This is a genomic window from Streptomyces sp. CNH287 (assembly GCF_000424825.1).
Genome location: NZ_AUKQ01000043.1, coordinates 1 through 2723 on the forward strand (window position 1 = coordinate 1; position 2723 = coordinate 2723).

A 2723-nucleotide genomic window follows, 5' to 3' on the forward strand; every position below is an offset into this window, starting at 1 on the left:
GAAACTCCGCTGCAGCACCACCCGGATCACAGCCGCCGTCCGTGCCGTCGTCGCCCTCGAACTCGCCACCTGATCAAGATGGAAAAGGCTCAGTGTCCCGGAAGCGCTGGAGACGCTCAGCGGCCAATTCGCCCGGCAAGGGCGGCCACTCAAGGCCCTCGACCGCCTGCTTGAGAGCTACCGTCGGCGGCGGTACGAGGCGGAGTCGGCCGCGTCTCTCGCGCAGCCCGAGCAGGGCCCGACGGCAGGGGTACTGGCCGTGGCCCAGGCGGGGCTGGTGGGTCTGGGCATGCTGCCAGCGGTCGGCGCGCTCGCTGGCGCCGTCGACCCGGCTCAACTTGCCCGTGGCACTGATCATGTCCGGGTCGCCCTCGGCTCCCGCTTCGGCAAGGCCGAGGACGTGCAGCTGCTCCTCGACCCGCTCCAGGTTCTTACACCGGTCCTGATCGCCGAACTGGACCGGGTCGCCGCCGATGCACCGTGGATCGCGCTCTTCTTCGACACCTACGAACGCACCGGCCCCTTCCTCGACACCTGGCTGCACGACATGATCGCCAGCGGCCGGTACGGCTCGCTGCCCGCACACAGCGTGCTCACGCTCTCCGGTCAAGGGCCGCTCGACCCCAACCGCTGGGCGGACTGTGCCGACCTGGTGACCGAATTCCCACTCACATCCTTCACCGACTCCGAAGCCAGGCAGCTCCTCGCTGCCAAGGGAGTGGTGGACGAGGAGGTGGTACGGAACGTGCTCAGGCTCTCCGGGCGGCTACCTGTCCTCGTATCGACCCTCGCCGAGAACGCCGTACGTCAGGGGAGCAGCGACGACCCCAGCTCCACCGCCGTCGAACGCTTCTTGAAGTGGGAGCGGGACCCGGTCCGCCGCGCGGCCGCCCTCGACGGAGCACTGCCGCGGCAACTGGACGAGGACATTTTCAAGGCGGCGCTCACCGCTGTCGCGTCGCGCGGCGACGCGACAGCCCTGTACGGCTGGCTGCGCACCCTGCCCTTCGTAACGGGGAGCGGCGGCATCGTCCGCTACCACGACGTTGTACGCGACCCGATGCTGCGGCTCCAGCGCACCACGTCGCCTGATCGATGGCGCGCAGCCCACAGCCATCTGGCGGAGTCATTCGGGCGACGCCGAGAAGCGGCCGGAGCCGGGATGGCGCGTTGGGCGCAAGTGGAGCACGACCCCTGGTGGGCGGAACGCCTGGAGGAGACATACCACCTGCTGTGCGCAGAGCCGAGAACCGCGCTCGCACAAGCACTCGGAGACGGCCCCTGGGCGTGCAGCAACGGAGGGGAGGCGGCACGCCGCTGGGCCCAGGCGATCACCGAAGCGGGCGAGGCATCCGGGGACGACACGTTGCGGGACTGGGGAGGGGATTGTCTTGCCGCGGTGCGGGACGAGCAGCGTGGCGTCGAGAAGCTGCTTGGGCGGCTTCTTTCCCGAACGGAACTTGACGAACCGGCACGCGCCAATGCCTTGATGGTCCGGGGCGAATGCCACAGTCGTGCGGGGATGTATGACGCGGCGTTGGCCGACTTCAACCAGTCGATTGCCCTGGCACCCGACAAGCCCCGCCCCTACACCGGCCGAGCTTTGATTCACCGCGCACTCGGTCAGTACGAGAAGGCGCTGGAGGACCACGACCGGGCTGTCGAGCGGCGAATACACGGTGTGCGTACCTACTGGCACCGGGGGGAGACCTACAGGATGGCGGACCGTCACGATGAGGCGATCGCCGACTTCGACCGGGTATTAAGCATCGAACCCGGTCACGTGTGGGCGCTGGCCAGCCGGGCGCAGGCGGCACACAGCCAGGGGCGCTCTGCGGCGGCGCTAGCCGACCTTGAGCACGCCTTGGACATCAAGCCCGACCACATCTGGTCCCTGGTGCGTCGGGGCCGTGTACGCCGTTCGCTGGGCGACACCGCCGGGGCGTGGGCAGATCTGGACCGGGCAATGGCGTTGTCACCGCAGAACGCGTGGATCGTAGGCGAGAGAGGAGAGTGTCTGCGGCAGGAAGGGCGGCACGAAGAGGCGATCGCCGAGTACGACCGTGCCCTTGGACTGGATCCCGGATATGCCTGGGCGCTCGGCAGACGGTCAATGGCGAACGAGGCACTCGGCAGACGGGCGCAGGCCCTGGCAGACCTCGACTGTGCCCTCGCCCTGAATCCGTCCTACAGCTGGGCTGCCACGCAGCGCGAGCGCATTCGCACCGAAATGCCGTGACAGTTCAGTGCGCCAGCTCCTGCACGGACGCCACCTGTTGCACCATCACATCGAGACCGGACATACGACCCGCTGCACCACTAGCTCACTACCTGGACCCCACTCAGGGACGGCCAGCGCGAACCTCTTCACCAGCCTCGACTTGACCGACGATCAAGTCCCGTTCGCTGTACTGAGCCACGCCGGCATACGGACCCGCTGCCATTCCTTCCAACAGACAGTCGGCTCCTGCGGTCTGTTCGTCCAGCGCTCGGGAGAGATGGCGACAACTGGTGAACGCGTCATGATCGGACAGGCTCCCAGCCAAGTTTCAGATTTCCCATAGTTTTTTGCTTCCATAGCTTCGCTGAAGCAGGGCAGGTGCATTGCGATGGCGCGGTGCCGGAACAGAACCCGGCGTACAGTCCGTCACGCGCCTAACACTCCTACCTAACTGCTGAGTTGAGGAATCCGCAGAGCGGATTCCGTCAGGCTCGGATCGCGG

At 67.1% G+C, this 2723-nt stretch carries 1 protein-coding gene; it reads left to right on the forward strand.

All coding sequences use genetic code 11. The features are described from left to right. The first annotated feature begins 259 nt into the window (after window positions 1-259). Window positions 260-2239, forward strand: coding sequence for a tetratricopeptide repeat protein (locus H299_RS35895; RefSeq protein ID WP_051262782.1), 1980 nt, complete (start codon window positions 260-262; stop codon window positions 2237-2239). Window positions 2240-2723: the final 484 nt, after the last annotated feature.